General features: G+C 74.6%; 19 protein-coding genes and 1 tRNA gene. 7 read left to right on the top strand and 13 right to left on the bottom strand.

The features are described 5' to 3' along the window. The first annotated feature begins 5 nt into the window (after window positions 1-5). Window positions 6-215, top strand: coding sequence for a hypothetical protein (locus BLS67_RS00410; protein WP_091237845.1), 210 nt, complete (start codon window positions 6-8; stop codon window positions 213-215). A 72-nt stretch (window positions 216-287) separates the two neighbouring features. Here BLS67_RS00410 and BLS67_RS00415 read toward each other — a convergent pair. The 5 genes from BLS67_RS00415 to kdpF all read right to left on the bottom strand — a co-directional run bounded on the left by BLS67_RS00415 (window position 288) and on the right by kdpF (window position 4,782). Then, window positions 288-360: transfer RNA gene (locus tag BLS67_RS00415), tRNA-Ala, on the bottom strand. A gap of 111 nt (window positions 361-471) precedes the next feature. Then, a complete protein-coding gene (gene kdpC / locus BLS67_RS00420) occupies window positions 472-1,059 on the bottom strand; it encodes a potassium-transporting ATPase subunit KdpC (protein WP_091239085.1) in 588 nt (195 codons plus the stop codon). Further along, window positions 1,059-3,086: a potassium-transporting ATPase subunit KdpB gene (gene kdpB, locus BLS67_RS00425; RefSeq protein WP_091237848.1), complete on the bottom strand. Its 2,028-nt coding sequence runs from the start codon at window positions 3,084-3,086 to the stop codon at window positions 1,059-1,061. Before kdpB ends, kdpC begins: the two co-directional genes overlap by 1 nt. Beyond that, on the bottom strand, window positions 3,083-4,702 hold the full coding sequence (gene kdpA, locus BLS67_RS00430; protein ID WP_091237851.1) for a potassium-transporting ATPase subunit KdpA: 1,620 nt from the start codon (window positions 4,700-4,702) through the stop codon (window positions 3,083-3,085). The genes kdpB and kdpA overlap by 4 nt, the downstream gene beginning before the upstream one ends. After that, window positions 4,702-4,782: a K(+)-transporting ATPase subunit F gene (gene kdpF / locus BLS67_RS24910; protein ID WP_109504709.1), complete on the bottom strand. Its 81-nt coding sequence runs from the start codon at window positions 4,780-4,782 to the stop codon at window positions 4,702-4,704. The genes kdpA and kdpF overlap by 1 nt, the downstream gene beginning before the upstream one ends. Before the next feature lie 373 nt (window positions 4,783-5,155). Between kdpF and BLS67_RS00440 the strand changes: the two genes are divergently transcribed. Together BLS67_RS00440 and BLS67_RS00445 are read left to right on the top strand one after the other, a co-directional pair. Next, complete coding sequence (locus BLS67_RS00440) at window positions 5,156-7,618, top strand: sensor histidine kinase (protein WP_091239089.1); 2,463 nt, start codon at window positions 5,156-5,158, stop codon at window positions 7,616-7,618. Beyond that, complete coding sequence (locus BLS67_RS00445) at window positions 7,615-8,289, top strand: response regulator (protein ID WP_091237857.1); 675 nt, start codon at window positions 7,615-7,617, stop codon at window positions 8,287-8,289. The genes BLS67_RS00440 and BLS67_RS00445 overlap by 4 nt, the downstream gene beginning before the upstream one ends. Here BLS67_RS00445 and BLS67_RS00450 read toward each other — a convergent pair. The 8 genes from BLS67_RS00450 to BLS67_RS00485 all read right to left on the bottom strand — a co-directional run bounded on the left by BLS67_RS00450 (window position 8,279) and on the right by BLS67_RS00485 (window position 15,600). Further along, complete coding sequence (locus BLS67_RS00450; RefSeq protein ID WP_242653663.1) at window positions 8,279-8,944, bottom strand: M23 family metallopeptidase; 666 nt, start codon at window positions 8,942-8,944, stop codon at window positions 8,279-8,281. The two genes, BLS67_RS00445 and BLS67_RS00450, sit on opposite strands and share 11 nt — an antisense overlap. A 203-nt stretch (window positions 8,945-9,147) precedes the next feature. Then, window positions 9,148-10,122, bottom strand: coding sequence for a DMT family transporter (locus tag BLS67_RS00455; RefSeq protein WP_091237864.1), 975 nt, complete (start codon window positions 10,120-10,122; stop codon window positions 9,148-9,150). Between the two features lie 51 nt (window positions 10,123-10,173). After that, window positions 10,174-10,701: a copper chaperone PCu(A)C gene (locus BLS67_RS00460; protein ID WP_091237867.1), complete on the bottom strand. Its 528-nt coding sequence runs from the start codon at window positions 10,699-10,701 to the stop codon at window positions 10,174-10,176. Between the two features lie 36 nt (window positions 10,702-10,737). Then, on the bottom strand, window positions 10,738-11,790 hold the full coding sequence (locus BLS67_RS00465; protein WP_242653664.1) for a hypothetical protein: 1,053 nt from the start codon (window positions 11,788-11,790) through the stop codon (window positions 10,738-10,740). Between the two features lie 2 nt (window positions 11,791-11,792). Then, window positions 11,793-12,470 carry an SCO family protein gene (locus tag BLS67_RS00470; protein ID WP_091237877.1) on the bottom strand — a complete coding sequence of 226 codons (678 nt, stop codon included), beginning with the start codon at window positions 12,468-12,470 and terminating at the stop codon, window positions 11,793-11,795. Beyond that, window positions 12,467-13,198, bottom strand: a complete 732-nt coding sequence (locus tag BLS67_RS00475; protein ID WP_091237880.1) for a YcnI family copper-binding membrane protein — start codon at window positions 13,196-13,198, stop codon at window positions 12,467-12,469. Before BLS67_RS00475 ends, BLS67_RS00470 begins: the two co-directional genes overlap by 4 nt. Before the next feature lie 30 nt (window positions 13,199-13,228). Further along, window positions 13,229-14,959, bottom strand: coding sequence for a copper resistance CopC/CopD family protein (locus BLS67_RS00480; RefSeq protein ID WP_091237882.1), 1,731 nt, complete (start codon window positions 14,957-14,959; stop codon window positions 13,229-13,231). Next, window positions 14,956-15,600, bottom strand: coding sequence for a zf-HC2 domain-containing protein (locus BLS67_RS00485; protein ID WP_091237885.1), 645 nt, complete (start codon window positions 15,598-15,600; stop codon window positions 14,956-14,958). The genes BLS67_RS00480 and BLS67_RS00485 overlap by 4 nt, the downstream gene beginning before the upstream one ends. A 75-nt stretch (window positions 15,601-15,675) precedes the next feature. Between BLS67_RS00485 and BLS67_RS00490 the strand changes: the two genes are divergently transcribed. From BLS67_RS00490 to BLS67_RS00505, 4 genes are read left to right on the top strand one after another with little or no spacing between them, the layout of a single operon-like run. Continuing rightward, window positions 15,676-16,227, top strand: a complete 552-nt coding sequence (locus BLS67_RS00490; protein ID WP_242653666.1) for a sigma-70 family RNA polymerase sigma factor — start codon at window positions 15,676-15,678, stop codon at window positions 16,225-16,227. Window positions 16,228-16,278: 51 nt separating this feature from the next. Next, on the top strand, window positions 16,279-16,896 hold the full coding sequence (locus tag BLS67_RS00495; RefSeq protein WP_091237892.1) for a DUF47 domain-containing protein: 618 nt from the start codon (window positions 16,279-16,281) through the stop codon (window positions 16,894-16,896). A gap of 7 nt (window positions 16,897-16,903) precedes the next feature. Further along, window positions 16,904-17,905 (top strand): inorganic phosphate transporter, encoded by a 1,002-nt coding sequence (locus BLS67_RS00500; protein WP_278247095.1) that lies wholly within the window; start codon window positions 16,904-16,906, stop codon window positions 17,903-17,905. Between the two features lie 13 nt (window positions 17,906-17,918). Further along, window positions 17,919-19,316: an MFS transporter gene (locus tag BLS67_RS00505; RefSeq protein WP_091237896.1), complete on the top strand. Its 1,398-nt coding sequence runs from the start codon at window positions 17,919-17,921 to the stop codon at window positions 19,314-19,316. The last annotated feature ends 96 nt before the right edge of the window (window positions 19,317-19,412 follow it).

A 19,412-nucleotide genomic window follows, 5' to 3' on the forward strand; every position in this document is an offset into this window, starting at 1 on the left:
CAGCCGTGGCGAGGCGGAAGTCCGCGACCGAGCGGCGAACCGCGCTCGCCCTTGATGCCGTCGACGCCTACCGCCGACACCGCGGCCGGACGACCCAGCGCGAGGATGCGGCCGCCAACCTGGGCATGGATCTCCCGACGTTCCGCGCGGCCCTGGACGACGCACGCCGCCTGGGCTTCGACATCGAGGCCCCGCCCGAGCAGAGCAGCTCGTAGCCCCCTGGGTTCGACAGGCCCGGGGGACGACGAAGGCCGCCCTCCTGGTGGAGGACGGCCTGGTCGATCGGGTGGAGCTGAGGGGACTCGAACCCCTGACCCCCACACTGCCAGTGTGGTGCGCTACCAGCTGCGCCACAGCCCCTTGCGACCCGGTCTGGTGTGTCCGAGCCGTTGACAACCATACAGCCCCCGGGCGGCCACCTCGGAGGAGGGTCCCGGTCACCGGCGTGGCGGCCGGGACCCTCACCCTCGATCAGCCGAGAGCGGCGTCCAGGGCCAGGTTGAGCTCCAGCACGTCGACGTACGGCGCCCCGATGAAGCCCAGGTCCCGGCCATGGGTGGCCTGCTCGACCAGCGGCTGGACGTCGGCCGCGGACAGCCCGCGAGCCGTGGCCACCCGGGACACCTGGATGGCGGCGTAGGCCGGCGAGATGCCCGGGTCCAGCCCGGACGCCGACGTCGTGACCGCGTCGTCGGGCACGTCGGACTCCGGCACCCCGTTGAACGCGGCGACGGCCGAACGCCGGGACGCCACCGCCTCGGCCAGCTCCGGGGACGACGGACCCAGGTTCGAGCCACCGGAGGCCAGGCCGTCCCAGTCCCCCGCCGAGGGACGGGACTGGAAGTACTCGGGCAGCGGGTCCCCGGAGGAGTCCACGAAGCCCTGGCCGATCAGCGAGGACCCGACGACGGTGCCGTCGGCGGTCGAGACCAGCGACCCGTCGGCCCGCCCGGGCACCGCCACCTGGGCGACACCGGTGACCAGCAGCGGGTAGGCCAGGCCGAGGACGACGGTGGCCAGCAGCAGGGCGCGGACGGAGGCGAGCAGTTGACGCAGCATCACGAGATCCCGGGAATCAGAGAGACGAGCAGGTCGATGGCCTTGATCCCGAGGAACGGCAGCACCACGCCGCCGACGCCGTAGACCAGCAGGTTGCGGGACAGCAGGGCCGACGCCGTCCCCGGTCGGTACTTCACGCCGCGCAGGGCCAGCGGCACCAGCGCCACGATGATCAGCGCGTTGAAGATGACCGCCGAGAGGATCGCGGACTCCGGCGAGTGCAGCCGCATCACGTTGAGCGTGTCCAGCCCGGGGAATACCGGGGCGAACATCGCCGGCAGGATCGCGAAGTACTTGGCCAGGTCGTTCGCGATGGAGAACGTGGTCAGCGAGCCGCGGGTGATGAGCAGCTGCTTGCCGATGGCCACGATCTCGATCAGCTTCGTCGGGTCGCTGTCGAGGTCGACCATGTTGCCGGCCTCCTTCGCGGCCGACGTGCCTGTGTTCATCGCGACGCCGACGTCGGCCTGTGCGAGGGCCGGGGCGTCGTTGGTGCCGTCCCCGGTCATCGCGACCAGCCGGCCGCCCTCCTGCTCGCGGGCGATGAGCGCCAGCTTGTCCTCCGGCGTCGCCTCGGCCAGCACGTCGTCCACCCCGGCCTCGGCGGCGATGGCCCGCGCGGTGGCCTCGTTGTCGCCGGTGATCATCACCGTGCGGATGCCCATGCGGCGCAGCTCGTCGAAGCGCTCGCGCATGCCGGGCTTGACGACGTCCTTGAGCTCGATGACGCCGAGCACCCGGGCGCCGTCCGGCCCGTTCGCGGCCAGCACCAGCGGGGTGCCGCCAGCCGTGGAGATCTCGGTGACCGACGTCCCGACCTCCCCGGGCACCTCGCCCCCGAGCGAGCGCACCCAGGCCTGGACGGCGCCGGCGGCACCCTTGCGCAGCTGCCGGCCGTCGGCCAGGTCCACCCCGCTCATCCGGGTCTGCGCGGTGAACTCCACGAACTCGGCTCCGGCCGGGCGGTCCACCGCTCCCCCGCCGAGGACGACGACCGAGCGGCCCTCAGGGGTCTCGTCGGCCAGCGACGCGAGGACGGCGGCCTGCGCGACCTCGGCCTCGGTGGCGCCCCCGACCGGCACGAAGCGGGCCGCCTGCCGGTTGCCCAGCGTGATGGTGCCGGTCTTGTCCAGCAGCAGGGTGCCGACGTCGCCGGCGGCCTCCACGGCCCGCCCGCTCATCGCCAGCACGTTGCGCTGCACCAACCGGTCCATGCCGGCGATGCCGATCGCGCTCAGCAGCGCCCCGATCGTGGTGGGGATGAGGCAGACCACCAGCGCGATGAGCACGGTCAGCGACTGCCCCGCGCCCGAGTAGACGGCGATCGGCTGCAGCGTCACCACGGCCAGCACGAACACGATGGTCAGCGAGCTGAGCAGGATGTTCAGCGCCACCTCGTTCGGCGTCTTCTGCCGCGACGCACCCTCGACCAGCGCGATCATCCGGTCGACGAAGGTCTCCCCCGGCTTGCTGGTGATCTGCACGACGATGCGGTCGGAGAGGACCGTCGTCCCGCCGGTCACCGCGCACCGGTCGCCGCCGGACTCGCGGATCACCGGTGCGGACTCCCCGGTGATGGCCGACTCGTCCACGCTGGCGATGCCCTCGACGACGTCGCCGTCCCCGGGGATGACCTGCCCGGTCACGACGACCACCCGGTCGCCCGGGGTGAGCGAGGCGGCCGGCACCTCGCGGCCGTCCTCCATGACCGCGACGGCGGTGGTCTTGGCCCTGCGCAGCGAGGCGGCCTGGGCCTTGCCGCGGCCCTCGGCGACGGCCTCGGCGACGTTGGCGAACAGCACGGTCAGCCACAGCCAGACCGCGATCGACCAGCCGAAGACCGAGGGCTCCAGCACGGCCAGGACGGTGGAGAACACCGACCCGATCCAGACGGTGAACACCACGGGCTGGCGCACCAGACCGCGCGGGTCGAGCTTGCGCACGGCGCCGCGCAGGGCGGGCGCCCACTCGATCGTGGGCTTCGCGGTCTCCGGGGCGGGTGCCCGGTCGAGCACGGGGGCGGTCATGACAGTCCTTCGGCGAGGGGCCCGAGTGCGAGCACCGGGAAGTAGGTGAGACCGACGACCACGAGGACGACGGCGGTGAGCAGCCCGGCGAACAGCGGGCGGTGGGTGGGCAGCGTGCCGCTGGTGACCGGGACCCGGCCCTGGGCGGCGAGCCGGCCGGCCAGCGCGAGGACCAGCACGATCGGCAGGAACCGGCCGAACGCCATCGCCAGCCCGAGCGCCACGTTGTAGAACGGCGTGTTCGCGCTCAGCCCGGCGAACGCCGAGCCGTTGTTGTTGCCGGCGGAGGTGAACGCGTAGAGCACCTCCGAGAGCCCGTGCGGGCCGCTGTTCAGCATCCCGGCCCGGCCCTCGGGCAGCGCGATCGCGACCGCCGTGCCGACCAGCACGATCGCCGGCGTGGTGAGGATGTAGAGGCTCGCGAGGGTCATCTCGCGGCGGCCGAGCTTCTTGCCCAGGTACTCCGGGGTGCGGCCGACCATCAGGCCGGCGACGAAGACCGCGACGACGGCGAGCACGAGCATCCCGTAGAGGCCGGTGCCCACCCCGCCCGGCGCGACCTCGCCGAGCATCATGTTGAACAGGGTCACCATGCCGCCCAGCGGGGTGAGCGAGTCGTGCTGGGTGTTGATCGCCCCGGTCGAGGTCAGCGTGGTCGCGGTGGCGAACAGCGACGAGAGCGGCCCGCCGAAGCGGACCTCCTGGCCCTCGGGCAGCGCCCCGGCCTGGAATCCGCTGAGCAGCGCCACCGAGATGGCGGCCAGCAGGCCCATCACGCCGAGGATCGCGAAGCCCTGCTTGCGGTCGCCGACCATCCGGCCGAAGGTGCGCGGCAGGGAGAAGGGGATCAGCAGGATCAGGAAGACCTGGAACAGCGACACCCAGGCGCTGGGCCCCTCGAAGGGGTGCGCGGAGTTGGCGTTGAAGAACCCGCCGCCGTTGGTGCCCAGCTCCTTGATGACCTCCTGCGACGCCACCGGCCCCCCGGGGATCCATTGCGACCCACCGGCCAGCGTGGTGACGTCGGTGCCCGCCGACAGGTTCTGCACGACCCCGCCCAGCACGAGGACGACGGCCCCCACGACGGCCAGCGGCAGCAGCAGCCGGGTGACCGAGCGGGTGACGTCGACCCACGCGTTGCCCAGCCGGTCGGTGCCGGCCCGGGCGAACCCGCGCACGAGGGCGGCCAGCACGGCCAGGCCCACCGCGGCCGAGACGAAGTTCTGCACCGCGAGCCCGGCCATCTGCACGAGGTGGCCCATCGTCGACTCACCCGCGTAGCCCTGCCAGTTCGTGTTGGTCACGAAGCTGACCGCGGTGTTCCAGGCGCTGGAGGGCTCGACCGCCGCCATGCCGTTGTCCAGCGGCAGCACTGCCTGCAGCCGCTGCAACGCGTAGAGCAGCAGGACCCCGACCAGCGAGAACGCCAGCACGCTGCGCAGGTAGGTGGGCCAGCGCTGCTCGGAGTCGGCGTCCACCCCGACCACGCGGTAGGCCAGCTTCTCGACCCGCCAGTGCTTCTCGGACGTATAGACCCGCGCCACCCAGTCGCCCAGCGGCTTGTGGACGACGGCGAGTGCCACCACGAGGACGGCGACCTGCAGCCAGCTGGCCATCAGAACTTCTCCGGGAACAGCAGGGAGGCCAGCAGGTAGCCGACCAGCCCGACCGCGACGGCCAACCCGACCCAGGTCACAGCTTCTCCACCCCTCGTACGGCCAGCGCCAGCAGTCCGAAGACCGCCAGCGTGAGGAGCACGTAGACCACGTCGGTCACCGGTATCGCCTTCCGCATCTCGGGCCCGACCCGTCGCCGGTGCCCTCGCAGTCGGCGACGCTAGGAGCGCCCGGGCCCGCCGCGAGGCGTCTTGACGGGTCCTTGACGCCCGCCGGCGGAGCCCTTGACGTCGTCCTGACACCCAGGCCTCACTCGGCGATCACGGACCTGGGGCGGAGACGCGCCGGGTTCCCGTGTCCTGGGCTCCGTGATCACCGGGAGGGTCACTCCGCGGGGCGATCCTGACGGGACCTTGACGGCCGGACGCACCGCGCGGGGTGATCATGGAGCACATGGGCCGGGGCACCTTGCGCGTCTACCTGGGCGCCGCACCGGGCGTCGGGAAGACCTTCGCCGCCCTCGGCGAGGCGCACCGCCGGGCCGCCCGGGGTGCCGACGTCGTCGTCGGGGTGGTCGAGACGCACGGCCGGGACAGGACCGCGGCGCAGCTCGAGGGCCTGGAGGTCCTCCCCCGCGCGACCGTCACGCACCGCGGGGTGTCGTTGTCCGAGCTCGACGTGGACGGCGTGCTGGCCCGCCACCCCGAGGTCGTGGTGGTCGACGAGCTGGCGCACACCAACGCACCCGGGTCGCGCAACGAGTTCCGCTGGCAGGACGTCGACGAGTTCGTCGCGGCCGGCATCTGCGTGATCACCACCGTGAACGTGCAGCACCTGGCCAGCCTCACCGACGTCGTCGCCCAGATCACCGGGGTCACCCAGGGCGAGACCGTGCCCGACGAGGTGGTGCGCCGGGCCGACCAGGTCGAGCTGGTCGACATGTCGCCGGAGTCGCTGCGCCGCCGGCTGGCCCACGGCAACGTCTACCCCGCCGAGCGGGTCGACGCCGCCATGGGCAACTGGTTCCGGGTCGGCAACCTCACCGCGCTGCGCGAGCTGGCCCTGCTGTGGCTGGCCGACCGGGTCGACGAGGGCCTGCGGCGCTACCGCGCCGAGCACGACATCGACCACGTGTGGGAGACCCGCGAGCGCGTCGTCGTCGCACTCACCGGGGGGCCCGAGGGCGAGACGCTGGTCCGCCGGGCCGCGCGGGTCGCCCGCCGGGGTGGGGACGGCGTGCTGCTCGCCGTCCACGTGCTGCGCTCCGACGGCCTCACCGGCGCCTCCCCCGCCGCCCTGCGGGCGCAGCGCACGCTGGTCGAGTCCCTCGGCGGCACCTACCACCAGGTCGTCGGCGACGACGTCGCCACCGCGCTGCTCGAGTTCGCCCGCGGGGTCGACGCGACGCAGCTGGTCGTGGGCACCTCCCGGCGCACCCGCTGGGCCCGGGCGTTCCGCGGCGGGGTCGGCGGCGCGGTGGTCGCCGAGTCCGGCGAGATCGACGTGCACATCGTCACCCACGCCGCCGCCGGGTCCCGCGGCCTGCGGCTGCCCCCGCTGACCGGCGCGCTCACCGCCCGCCGCCGCTGGGCCGGCCTGGTCGTGGCGCTGCTCGGGGTGCCGGCGGTGACCGCCCTGTGCCTGGCCGCCGGGTCGGCGCTGCCCCTGGCCAGCGTGCTCTTGGTCTTCCTGCTGCTGGTCGTCTCGGTGGCCCTGGTCGGCGGGCTCTACCCCGCCCTGGTCGCCGCGGTGGTCGGCGGGTTGGCCGAGAACTGGTTCTTCACCGTCCCGACCGGCCGGCTCACCGTCGACCAGCTCGACGACGTCGTGGCGCTGGCCGGCTACCTGGTGGTCGCCGTCGCGGTGGCCACCGTGGTCGACCGGTCGGCCCGCCGGGCCACCGCGGCGGCCCGGTCCCGCGCCGAGACCGCGTTGCTGGCCTCGCTGTCCCGCTCGGTCCTCGCGGGCAACCAGGGTCTCCCGGCACTGCTGGAGCAGGTGCGGGAGGCCTTCGGGCTGGACTCCGTCGCCCTCGTCGAGGACGGCCGGGAGGTCGGTGCCTGCGGCCGGCCCACCGGCGACGTCGACACCGAACCGATCACCGAGACCCTCGCCCTGCGGCTGAGCGGACGGGCCCTGGCGCCCGGGGACCGGCGGGTGCTGGTGGCCTTCGCCGAGCAGGCCGCCGTCGCGCTGCAGCAGGGCCGGCTCGCCGCCGCGGCCGCCGAGTCCGACCGGTTGGCCGCCGGCAACAGCATGCGCACCGCCCTGCTGGCCGCGGTCAGCCACGACCTGCGCACCCCGCTGGCCGGCATCAAGGCCGCCTCCTCCGCCCTGCGCTCCACCCAGCTCGCGCTCACCGAGGCCGACCGGGTCGAGCTCGTCGAGACCGTCGACGAGTCCGCCGACCGGCTCACCGGCCTGGTGGACAACCTGCTGGACATGAGCCGCCTGCAGGCCGGCGCCGTCACCCCGGTGACCGCGCCCGCCGACCTGGTGGGCGTCGTGCACCGGGCGCTGAGCTGGCTGGAGGACCCGTCGCGGGTCACCGTCACCGCCCCCGACGACCTGCCCGCGGTCCTGGCCGACCCCGGGCTGCTCGAGCGGGTCGTGGCCAACCTGGTGGGCAACGCGGCCCGGCACGCGCCGTCCGGCCCGCTGGCGGTCACCGCCGGGACGCTGCCCGGACGGGTGGAGCTGCGGGTCGTCGACCGTGGGCCCGGGGTGCCCGAGGCCGACCGCGAGCGGGTGTTCGCCCCCTTCCAGCGGCTGGGCGACTCGCCGTCCGGGCACGGCGTGGGTCTGGGTCTGGCCGTGGCCCGCGGCCTCACGGAGGCCATGGGCGGCACCCTCGACGCCGAGGACACCCCCGGCGGCGGGCTGACCATGGTGCTGTCCCTGCGGGTGGCGGCGTGAGCCGGGTGCTGGTCGTGGACGACGACGTCCAGCTGCTGCGCGCCCTGCGGATCACGCTGCGGGCCGCCGGGCACGAGGTGGTCACCGCCCCCGACGGAACGACGGCGCTGCGCGAGGCCGCGGCCGCCCACCCCGACGTCGTCGTGCTGGACCTGGGCCTGCCCGACCTCGACGGCACCGAGGTGCTGGCCGGCCTGCGCCCCTGGTTCACCGGCCCGGTGCTGGTGCTCTCGGCCCGCGCGGACAGCCGGGACAAGGTCGACGCCCTGGACGCCGGGGCCGACGACTACGTGACCAAGCCCTTCGACATGGACGAGCTGCTGGCCCGGCTGCGCGCCGTGGTGCGCCGGCGACCCGACACCCCCGGCGAACCGGTGGTCGTGACCGAGCACTTCACCGTCGACCTCGCGGCCCGGCAGGTGACCGTGGACGGCGTCCCCGTGCGGCTGACCCCCACCGAGTGGGCGCTGCTGTCGGAGCTGGTGCGCGCCTCGGGCCGGCTGGTCGGGCAGCGGCAGCTGCTGCAGTCGGTGTGGGGCCCGGCCTACGAGACGGAGACCAACTACCTGCGGGTCTACCTCGCCCAGCTGCGCCGCAAGCTCGAGCCCGACCCGGCCCACCCGCGGTACCTGCACACCGAACCCGGCATGGGCTACCGCTTCACGCCCTGAAGTCGACGCCGCGGTCCTCGAGCCACTCGACCGGGTCGACCGGCTCGCCGTTGATGCCGCCCTCGTGCACCTCGAAGTGCAGGTGCGGGCCGGTCGACTGGCCGCGGCTGCCCAGCAGCGCGATCGTCTCGCCCATCTCGACGGTGTCGCCGGCTGCGACCTCGATCTCCTCCATGTGGCCGTAGATCGTCACGTCGCCGCTGACGCCCAGGATGTAGACGGCCTGCCCGTAGCCGCTGGCCGCGCCGGCCTTGATGACCACGCCGTCCTCGGCCGCGTACTCGGGGGTGAGCATCGGGGCGGCGAGGTCGATGCCCCAGTGCATGGTGCCCCAGCGCTGGCAGAAACAGGTGGTCATGCGGGCGCCGTCGACCGGCATCACGGCGTCGGGGCGGGCGGCCTCGGCAGCGGCTGCGGCCTCGGCGTCGCGCTGGGCCCGGGAGGCGGCGACCTCGGCCAGCCGCTGCTGCGCCTGGGCCTCGGTGATGGCCATCTGCGGCATGGCCTCGGCCTGCTCGGCGAAGTCCGAGTTCTCCGAGGCGGCCAGGGCCTGGGCGACCTCGACGTCGGGCGCGGCGTCGGCGACCGGGGTGCCGTGCAGGCCGAAGACCCCGGCCAGGACACCGCCGAGGGCGAGGGCGACGACCAGGGCCATCGGCCGGCGCCGTGCGCTGGTCAGCCCGCCCGGACCCCGGCCCGTGCTCCCCCGACCCGCCATACCGCGATCCCCCCGCTGCTCGCCGACCCGCTGATCGCGCACAACGTAACGACCCGTGATCCGTCTGTGACCCCTTGTCCGGCGCGTTGTGCGCGACACGCCGCCAGGAAAATGACAGCGCTGTAGTTCGCCCCGGTGGGTCAGGTGTGCGGGTGCGGCGCCGGCGCCGGGGCCGGCACCGCCAGCGGGACCCCGGTGGCATCGCGGGCCGCCGTCCGCCGGGCCAGCACGGCCACGCCGACCACCAGGCCGACGACCCCGACCACCTGGCCCGTCGTGGCCAGCAGGCCCGGCGCGAGCCGCTCGCCGTACACCGGTGCGGCCAGACCGACGGCGACCAGCGGCTCCAGCACCGCCATGACCGGCAGGCACTCGATCAGCGCGCCCGACTGGTAGGCCCACTGCGCGAAGGTGATGGACGTGGCCCCGGAGACCAGCAGCACGTAGGTGGTCCAGCTGGTGAGCAGGTCGCCCGGGGGGTGGGCGACGACGTCCTTGAGCAGCAGACCGGTGATGCCGAACCCGAAGCCGGCGCCGAGCCCCAGCGCCAGCGCCTTGTGCGGGGCGCGCGGCCGCAGCGCCCACAGCGCCGCCAGCACCATCACCGTCGCGGCCCCCCCGACGCAGAGCAGCAGCGGACCGGGCCGGGCGTAGGCCCCGCCGTGGTCGGGCCGAGCCGAGACGACGAACAGCCCGAGCGTCACCGCCACCACACCGGCCGAGATCCACTGCCCCTTCTCCGGCAGCACCCGGCCGGGGTACCGCCGGTCGACCAGGGCGCCCAGGGCGAGGGAGATCACCAGCCCGCCCGACAGCAGCGGCTGCACGACCACCACCGGGCCGAACTTCAGCGCCGCGGCGTGCAGCAGGAATCCGGTCAGCGCGGCGGCCTGACCGCCGATCCAGGCCCGGTTGCGCACCAGCTTGCCGACCAGCCGCAGCACGGCACCCTGCGGGAGGTCCTGCCCGGCATCGGTGGCGGCCCGGTGCTGCACGACCGTGGACACCGCGAACGCGCACGCCGAGAGCAGCGCCAGCAGGACCGACAACCCCAGGTGGGGCTCGACGCCGGGGGGCGGCCCCTCGGCGGCCAGCACCTGCGCGACCCCGCTCACACCGGGCAGCCTGCCACGAGCGGGCCGTCGCCGCGGACCGGGCCCGTCGGGTCAGCTGTCGCTGCTGGTGTCCTGGTCGGGGTCGTCGAAGTCGTCGTCGTCGGGGTCCTGGGGCTGGGCGGCCACCACGGCCTCCACCGTCACCTCGTCGCCGTCGGCGAACACGAAGGTCACCGGCACCGACTGGGACGACGTCCGGGCCTGCGCCAGGCCGACCAGCGTGAGGTCGGGACCACCCTCGGCGCCCACGTAGACGTTGTCGCCGGCCGGGGCGGTGATCGGCAGGTCGCCGGTCACCGAGTCCGCGGCGTCGGTGCGCACCTCGACCAGCTCGGCGTCGGTGGTCCCGCGGTTGGTGATGGCCAGGTACAGGTCAGCGTCGTCACCGGCGGCGTACCCGCCCTCGACGAACTCCAGCTCGACGTCCTGGACCGTGATGTCGGCGTCCACGGTCTCGTCGACCCCGGCGTTGCCGCCCACCACCTCCCCCGAGGGCCGCACCTCTGCCTCGTCGGCGCACGCCGAGAGGGTCAGGGCCGCGACGGCGGCGAGGGACAGGAGAGCAGGACGACGGCGCACACGGGCTCCTCGCTGGACGGGACGGGTGCCGGCCCGCTACCCCGGCGCCCCGGCCGGTACGCCCGCCGTGACCGGATCGCGACGGGACCGACGGGCGGCGAGCGCACCGCCGGCCACCAGACCCGCACCCCCGGCCAGCAGCACCGCGACCGCCGCACGCCCCAGGACACCGGGCCCGGTCGCCAGCACGTTCGCCGTCCACAGCACGTCGACGTCGGGCAGGCCCTGGACCAGCAGCAGCCAGCCGGCCACCACCGCCAGCACCCCGGTCAGCCCGCCTCGCACGCGCCGGGCGGCGCGGATGCCCAGCACCGACACCCCGGCCACCAGCAACGCGGGGAGCAGTGCAGAGACGACCGCGCCGGCGTGCGAGCCCTGCGTGACCGACGGCACCGGGGTGGCCAGGGCGTGCCACAGCGAGGCGGCCGCCCCCAGGGCCAGCGCCCCCGCCAGCGGACCCGGACCGGACCACCCGGCCGCCACGACGGCCAGCAGGAGCACGGCGTACAGCGGCCAGACCAGCCAGCCCGGCGGCGGGGGCGACCAGGTCAGCTCGCCGTCGACCACGACGTCCTGCCCGCCGTAGGCCATCGGCACCGTCCACTCGAGCACCACGTGGTCGGTGGTCGGGTCGGCGGCCACCGCCGGCGGCAGCTGGCCCTCGCTCATCCAGTGCGTGCGGTGGTCGTGCCAGGTGTACTCGGGCTGCGTGCTCACCTGCACCCAGTCCGGCGCGGCCAGCGGGTCGGCGTCGGCCGGCAGCGGCGTGCGCCCGAAGCGGTCCAGGTTGATCGTGGTCGCCGGGCTGAGCCGGTTGCGCCACACGCCGTCGGGGCCGATGCGCAGGTAGGGCTCGCCCGAGTACCCGGGCACGGCGAGCTCGGTGCCGGTGGGGTTGACGACCTCCAGCTCGTCGCCGAACTGCAGCACCCGCACGGTCACCCCGGGCACCGCCGGGGTGACCGAGAGGACCCGGCCGTCGAAGTCGCTGCCCGCCCGGCCGTCGCCCACGTGCGCGGCGGCCGGCCCGGCCAGGGCCAGCACCGCCACCACCCCGAGGAGGACGACGACGAACCGGGCGCGCAGCACCCTCACCCCGCGGCGACGAGAGCCAGGTCGTGGGCGATGTCGCGGCTGGTGTTGCCGGCGTCGAAGGCCACGCTGGCCTCGCCGTCGGTGCCGTAGAGCAGGAGCAGCGAGGAGTGCTGCTGCCCCATCTCCTCGGCCAGCGGCACCCCGGCGGCCAGCTGCGCGGCGTCGATCTGCGCCTGGTCGCCGGTCAGCCCCACGATGGCCGGGGCCTCGCCCGTGCCGAAGCGGGCCAGGTACTCGCCCAGCACCGCGGAGCTGTCGCGCGCCGGGTCGGTCGTCACGAACACCACGTGCGTCTTCTCGGCGACGTCCTGGTCGACCGACTGCAGCGCGATCGCGACGTCGGCCATCGTGGTCGGGCAGATGTCGGGGCAGTTCGTGTACCCGAAGAACAGCAGCGTCGGCCCGTCGGCGGTCTGCGCCGCGAAGTCGTAGGCCGCCCCGGTCTGGTCGGTCAGGGTGAACTGCGGCTTCTGGTACGGGTTCTGCAGGTACAACCCGTCGTAGGGGTTGCTCGGCCCGGACACCGTCGCCGGCGCCTCGCCGGCGGCGTGGTCGTGCCCGGAGCCGGACGCGGAGTCGGCCTCGGCCGACCCGCCGCACCCGGCCAGCAGCAGGCCGGCGGCCAGCCCCAGCGCAGCCAGGGGACGCGATCGTCGGAGCGCTCGCACGGTCACCCGCCCACGGTACGACGACGGGCCGACAGACCGAGGAACAGCCCGCCCAGGCCGGCCAGCAGCCCGAGACCGCCGAGCACCAGCGCGGTCACGGCCAGCCCGTCGCCGCCGTCGTCCGCGGTCGAGGTGGCTGCCGGGTCGGTCCCCGTCGAGGTGTCGCCCGAGCCGTGGGCGTCGTCGGCCGCGGCGTCGGACCCGGTCAGGCTCAGCACCGGTGCGGGGTACTGCGGCTCGGTCTGGCCCTCGACGGTCGGCTCGATCCAGGCCGCCTCGCTGCCGTCGCTGTAGGTCTGCACGGCGCTGAAGCTGATGCTGTCGGCGTCCGGGAACGGACCGCCGAGCAGCCGGAACTCCTGGAACTGCCCCGGGGCGATGCCGCCGCCGTCGGCCGCGGTGAACTGCACGACGCTGACCGCCTCGGTGATCGTGTCGCCGTCGGCCTCGACCGGCGGGTCGAGCTGGGTGGTGGTCGGCGTGATGGTCCACCCGGCGACCGGCTCGGCCTGCACGAAGGTCAGCGGGGTGTCGGTCGGCAGCTGGATCCGCAGGGAGACGGTGCTGGCCGTGTCGCTCTCGTTGGGCACCCGGAAGGTCATGACGCCGTAGCCACCGGGGGTGGCGTCGTCGGAGGACACCCGGACGTGCGCCGAGGCGATGCCGGTGCCGGCGGCCAGAGCGGTCGCGGTCGCCACGGCCAGGACGGCGGCGCGGCGGAGGGTGCGGGACATGGATCTCCTTCTGAGTGGGGTGTCCGCAGGTCAGCGGACGGGGAACGTGGTGCTGGCGGTGAGCGCGGTGAACTCGTCCAGCCGGACGCTGACCGTCACCGTCCAGGTGCCGGCCGTGGGGATCGCGGCGTCGCCGATCGAGTGGCCGGGGCCGGCGGGCTGGAGGGCGACGTCGAGCGGGCCGATCTGCTGGTCGGCCTCGGTGAGGGTGACCCGCAACGACTGCGGCTGGGCCAGCTGGCCGGTGGCGTCGAGGAGGTAGACGTGCAGCACGTTGGCGCCCGGGCGGGCCGGGTCCAGCGACAGCTGCACGCTGCCGTCGGTGCCGGTGGCGCTCTGCAGCGGCAGCGTGACGTCGACCGGCTGCGCGACGGCCGCCTTCGCCGGCGGGGTGCCCACCAGCACCGCGGACAGCGCGAGCACGACGGCCGCGACGGCGACCTCGAGCAGCACCGACCGGCGGAACGGCGCGGTGTCGGACACCACCGCCTCGCTGCGCTGCGCTGCGGCGTCGACCTCCTCGGCGCTGGACTGCTCGGCGCTGAACGCGTGCGCGACGACCCGGCGTCGGCCGGGCCGGGGCGCGCCCAGGCGCTGCTGCACCCACACCCGGCTCACCCCGGCCACGGCCAGCAGCGCCAGGACCAGGACCAGCTTCGCCACGAGCACCCAGCCGTACGTCGTGGAGACCAGCGCCTCGGGCGAACCCACCTCGCGGACGGACTGCACGACCCCGGTGACCACGAGCGCGGCCACCGACCCGGCGGCCAGCCGGCTGTAGCGCGGCAGGGCGGTGGCCAGCTCGCCGGCCGGGGTGCCCGGCCGCAGGACGACGGCCAGCAGCACGACCAGCCCGCCCAGCCAGACGGTCATCGCCGCCACGTGCACCGAGGTGACGACGACGGCCAGCCCCGGCAGCGAGCCGGCGACGGGGTGCCCGGTCGCGGCGGTGCTCACCACCAGGCCCAGGCCCAGCACCCCGCCGGCGACCAGCCACGGCGTCCCGGGAGCCGACCGCGGGGGGCGGAGGGCGACGAGCGCGGCCAGCGCCGCCACCAGCCCGACCCGGACGAGGAGGGTCACCCCGTACGTCGAGGCCAGGGTCGTGCCCAGCAGCTGCGGGTCGACCAGGCCGGCCACCCCGACGGCGGCCGCGTAGGGGCCCTGCAGCAGGAAGGAGAGCAGTCCGCCGACGCCGACCGCGCCCAGCCCGACCACGACGTACCGCTGCGCACGCCGGGACGCCCACCCCGCCGGCCAGCACAGCGCGAGGAACACCGGGATGCCCACCCCGAGCGCCAGCCCGGCGTAGCCCAGCCAGCGGGCGACCGGCAGCAGCGCGCCCACGACCGGGTCGACACCGGACCCGGCCTCGACGTCGGTCGCGGGGGTCAGCTCGCCGTCGCCGACCACGAAGGCGTAGGCACCCGACACCGGGTGCGAGTCGGCCGAGACGACCCGCCAGGTCACCACGTAGCTGGCGTCGGGCAGATCCCCGCGCAGCGGGATGGTCAGGATGTCGTCGGTGACCGCCGCGCCACCGGTGTCCACCCGGTCGCCGCCGGCACCCAGCACCCGGGCGTAGCCGGCACCCAGCGAGACGTTCTCGTCGAACTGCAGGGTCACCTCGGCGGGCGCGGTGTCGAGCCGGGCGCCGTCCGAGGGCGAGCTGGTGACCAGCGTGGCGTGCGCGCTGGCGGGGCCGGCGCCGACCAGCAGCAGCCCCACCCCGGAGAGGAGGACCAGGAGCACCCGCCTCACGCGAGCACCCGCACCCCGGCGGTCGCCCGCGAGCTGCGGCCTCGGCGGTCCCGCCAGGCCACGGTCGCGGTCAGCAGCACCCCGGCGACCAGCAGCAGGTGGCCGACGGCCCGGTCGGCGTGCACGTGCCCGGCGTCCAGGTCGGCCACGGTCATGACGGTCAGCACCACGGTGAAGGTGACCAGGAAGGGCAGCGCCCCCGGCGCCAGGCGGGGGGCGGCGGCGCAGGCGAGGAACGCCACGGCCAGGCCGAGGTTCCAGGCGCCGGTCTCGTGCGCCATGTGCACCGGCGCGCTCATGGCGCCCGCCCCGTCCAGCAGGGACGGCGTGGCCAACCCGATCTGGGCCACCCCCACGGCCAGCAGCGCCAGCCGCAGCGCCGTCGTCACCAGCCGGGAACGGGCGGCCGCGGCGGCGCCGGGCAGCCGGGCCGGCAGCGCGGCCAGCACCGTCGCGGTGAGGTCGGGGACCGCCGGCGCGGGGGCCAGCCGGGCCCGCCGGGTCACCGACGCGGCGGTCGACTCCCAGGCCGCGCAGGCCGGGCACCGGTCCAGGTGCTCGTCCAGGGCGGCCACCGGGACCGGGGAGCCCTCGCCGTCCATCCGGGCCGAGGCCGCCTCGCGGAAGCGTTCGCAGTGCATGACGTCCTAGTCGCCGGACCGGTCCCCCCGGTTCCCGGCGTCCGCATGGCCGACGTCACAGGTCAGACTGGTCGGGTGGATCACCCCGTCGACGAGCTGGCCCGCGTCGCCGCGGCCGCCGCCGCGGGCGACCCGTTGGCCGCCGCCGCCCTGGTGCGGGCGACCCAGGCCGACGTCTGGCGGCTGTGCGCGCACCTGGGCGACCGGCAGTCCGCCGACGACCTCACCCAGGAGACCTTCCTGCGCGCCTTCGGCTCGCTGCACCGGTTCGCCGGCCGCTCCACGGTGCGCACCTGGCTGCTGTCGATCGCCCGCCGCACCTGCGCCGACGCCATCCGCAGCAAGAAGCGGCGCCGGCTGACCCTGGTCGGCGACGACGACCTGCTCGAGCGCCCCGACACCGTCGACCGGGTGGCCGAGGGGGCCGCCGTCGACGACCTGCTGGCCCGGCTGCACCCCGACCGGCGCGAGGCGTTCGTGCTGACCCAGCTCATGGGGCTGCCCTACGCCGAGGCCGCCGACGTCGCGGGGGTGCCCGTGGGCACCATCCGCTCCCGGGTGGCCCGGGCCCGGGCCGACCTCGTGGCCCAGCTGGACGCGGGATCGGCGGACGCCGCGCTCGGGTAGGTGAACCCCCGATGAACGGTTGGTGACCACAAGGGGTCCTAAGCTCCGCGCGTGCCCTTCAGCCTGACGCCCAAGGACTCGAGCTTCTACGAGATGTTCGCCGTCTCGGCGCGCAACCTCGTGGAGGCGACCGCCGTCCTCGGCGACTTCGTGCACGACCACGCGCGCCGCGAGGAGCTGGCCCGCAAGCTGCGCGACCTCGAGCACGCGGGCGACAACGCGACGCACGCGGTGTTCCGGCAGCTGAACTCCAGCTTCGTCACCCCGTTCGACCGCGAGGACATCTACGCCCTGGCCAGCGACCTGGACGACGTCATGGACGCCATCGAGGCCGCCGCCGACCTCGTCGTCCTCACCGGGCTGGGCACGCTGCCCGCCGAGATGGGGCAGCAGGTCGCGCTGCTGCAGCGGTGCGCCCAGGTCACCGCAGACGCCATGCCCCGGTTGAAGGCGATGAAGGGGCTCTCGGACTACTGGATCGAGGTCAACAGCCTGGAGAACGAGGCGGACAAGCTCTACCGCCGGCTGCTCTCGCGGCTGTACTCCGGGGAGTTCGACGCGCTGGAGATCCTGAAGCTCAAGGAGGTGGCCGACCAGCTCGAGGAGGCCGCCGACGCCTTCGAGCACGTGGCCAACGTCGTCGAGACCATCGCGGTCAAGGAGTCCTGAGCCCACCGTGGACGGGCTCTTCCTGGCGATGGTCGTCATCGTCGTCGTCGCGCTGGCCTTCGACTACACCAACGGCTTCCACGACGCGGCCAACTCGATCGCCGTCGCCGTCTCCACCAAGGCCCTGACCCCGCGGGTCGCGCTCGCGCTGGCCGCGGTGATGAACCTGGTCGGGGCGCTGATCTCCACCGAGGTCGCCAAGACCGTCGGCGCCGGGATCATCGACACCCCGAGCGGCTCGGGCGGGCTGCAGATCGTGTTCGCGGCGCTCATGGGCGCGATCACCTGGAACCTGATCACCTGGTACTTCGGGTTGCCCAGCTCGTCCTCGCACGCCCTCATCGGCGGCCTGGTCGGCGCCGCACTGGCCGCCGTCCACTCGGTGCAGTGGATGGGGATCGTCGAGAAGGTCGTCGTCCCGATGGTGCTCTCGCCGCTGGTCGGGTTCGGGTTGGGCTACCTGTTCATGCTGGCCATCCTGTGGTCCTTCCGGAACGCGAACGTGACCCGGGCCAACCGCGGGTTCCGGTACGCCCAGATCGTCAGCTCCGCCACGATGGCGCTGGGCCACGGCCTGCAGGACGCCCAGAAGACGATGGGCATCATCACCCTCGCCCTGGTCACCTCCGGAGAGATCGACACCTTCGAGGTGCCGCTGTGGGTGATCCTGGCCGCGGCCCTGGCGATCAGCGCCGGCACCTACGCCGGCGGCTTCCGGATCATGCGCACCCTGGGCCGCCGGATCATCCAGCTCACCCCCGCCGGCGGGTTCTCCGCGCAGACGGTGGCCTCGGCGGTCATGGTCACCACCGCGACGGTGTTCGCCGTCCCGGTGTCGACCACGCACATCACCACCACCTCGATCATGGGGGTGGGCGCGACCCGGCGGCTGTCGGCCGTGCGGTGGGGCGTGGCCGGGAACATCGTGGTGGCCTGGGTGTTGACGCTCCCGGCTGCCGGCGGCGTCGCCGCCGGGGTCTACTACGTCACGCACGCGATCGTCGGCTGAGCGAGGGGGGTCGGTGTCCGACCGCCTCGAACTCGGGACGCCGCCCGCGCGGTGGACGCTGCTGGCGACGGTCCTGGCCTCGGCCATGGCCTTCCTGGACAGCACCGCGGTCAACGTCGCGCTGCCGACCATCGGCACCGAGCTGGGCTCGTCGCTGTCGGGGCTGCAGTGGACGGTCACCGGCTACACCCTCGCCCTGGCCGCGCTGATCCTGCTCGGCGGTGCGCTGGGCGACCGGTTCGGCCGGCGGCGGGTGTTCCTGGTCGGCGTCGTGTGGTTCGCCGCGACGTCGCTGCTGTGCGGGTTGGCCCCCTCGACCGGTCTGCTGGTCGCCGCCCGCGTGCTGCAGGGCATCGGCGGTGCGCTGCTGGTGCCGGGGTCGCTGTCGCTCATCCAGTCCTCGTTCGCCGCCGCCGACCGGGCGCGCGCGATCGGGCTCTGGTCCGGGCTGGGCGGCATCGCCGGGCTGGGTGGGCCGTTCCTGGCCGGGTTCCTGGTCGACGCCGTCAGCTGGCGGTGGGTGTTCCTGGTCAACGTGCCGCTGGCCGTCGCCGTCGTCGTGGTATCGCTGCGCCACGTGCCCGAGAGCCGCGACGCCGGCCACGACGGCCGGTTCGACGTCGCCGGGGCGGCGCTCACCGCCCTCGCCCTGGGCGGGGTGACCTACGCGCTCATCGACGCCGGGTCCGGGCCGGGCACCTGGGTCGCGCTGGCCGTCGGGCTGCTGGCCGGCACCGGGTTCGTCGTCCAGGAGCGGCGCGCGCCCGACCCGATGCTGCCGCTCGGGGTGTTCGCCGACCGGCAGTTCACCGGCGCCAACCTGACCACCCTGGCCGTCTACGGCGCGATGGGCGGGTTCTCGTTCTTCCTGGTGCTGCAGCTGCAGACCGTGCTGGGATACGACGCGCTGGCCGCCGGCGCCGCCGTCGTCCCCTCGATCCTGATCATCTCGCTGCTGTCCTCGCGGGCCGGCGCGCTGGCCGGCCGGATCGGGCCGCGGCTGCCCATGACCGTCGGGCCGCTGGTCGCCGCGTCGGGGGTGCTCTACCTGTCCTTCGTCGAGGCCGGCACCCGCTGGGCCACCGGGGTGCTGCCGGGCTCGGTGCTGTTCGGGCTGGGCATGTCGCTCACGGTGGCCCCGCTGACGGCCACCGTCCTGGGTGCCGCACCCGACCACCTGGCCGGCGTGGCCAGCGGGGTCAACAACGCCGTGGCCCGGGCCGCGCAGCTGCTGGCGGTCGCCGCGCTCCCCCTGGTCGTGGGCCTGTCCGGCGACGACTACGCCCGCCCCGAGGCCCTCACCGACGGCTACGCGCTGGCGATGCGGCTGTGCGCCGGGCTCATCGCCGTCGGCGGTCTGGTGTCGCTGGTGACCATCCGCGCCGACGTCCTCGAGCCCGATCCCACCTGACGGGACGCCCCGTTCCCGCTCTTGTGCATCGAGCTGGTAGACATTGCACTCGTGTCGACGACCAGCCTGCTCCCGGGTGACCTCCTGGTGAGCCGC

It is taken from the genome of Klenkia soli (genome assembly GCF_900103975.1).
Classification (GTDB): Bacteria; Actinomycetota; Actinomycetes; order Mycobacteriales; family Geodermatophilaceae; genus Klenkia; species Klenkia soli.